The 624-nt window shown below is 71.0% G+C and carries 1 protein-coding gene; it reads left to right on the top strand.

What is annotated here, in order from left to right; genetic code table 11:
* The coding region (locus tag AX685_RS10105; protein WP_156445758.1) for an AAA family ATPase at positions 1-624 on the top strand (624 nt) is incomplete at both ends.

Here is a 624-nt window from a genome sequence, read left to right as displayed (position 1 = left end):
CGCTGCTCCTCCCCGAGCACGAGTCCTTCACTCCCGGCAGCGGCAATCAGGGGGGCTGTCGCTACTGCCGGGAGTGAAGGACTCGTGCTCGGGGAGGAGCAGCGAGCCGCACTGGAGTATATAACGGGGCCGAGCGACCTCGCCAACGTGATCGGCTACGCCGGGACGGGCAAATCCGCCATGCTGGGGGTGGCGCGCGACGGATGGGAGCGCGCCGGTTACACCGTGCGCGGCGCGGCGTTGTCGGGCATCGCGGCGGAAAATCTTGAGGGCGGGTCCGGCATCAGCTCGCGCACCATCGCCAGCCTTGAACACGCATGGGGGCAGGGGCGCGAGCAGCTAGGCTCGCGCGACGTGCTGGTCGTGGACGAGGCGGGCATGATCGGCTCGCGTCAGATGGAGCGGGTGCTCGCCCATGCCCGCGATGCAGGGGCCAAGGTCGTCATGGTGGGCGACCCCGAGCAATTGCAGGCGATCGAGGCGGGCGCGGCGTTCCGCAGCGTCACCGAGCGCCACGGCGCGGCCGAGATCACCGAGATCAGGCGGCAGCGCGAGGACTGGCAGCAGGGCGCGACGCGCGCGCTGGCGACGGGGCGCACCGGCGAGGCGATCCACGCTTATGAC

This window comes from Sphingomonas sp. CCH9-F2 (assembly GCF_001556735.1).
Lineage (GTDB): Bacteria > Pseudomonadota > Alphaproteobacteria > Sphingomonadales > Sphingomonadaceae > Sphingomonas > Sphingomonas ginsenosidimutans.
The sequence above is the reverse complement of the archived record's forward strand: the minus strand, read 5'-3'. Positions and strand labels throughout refer to the sequence as shown.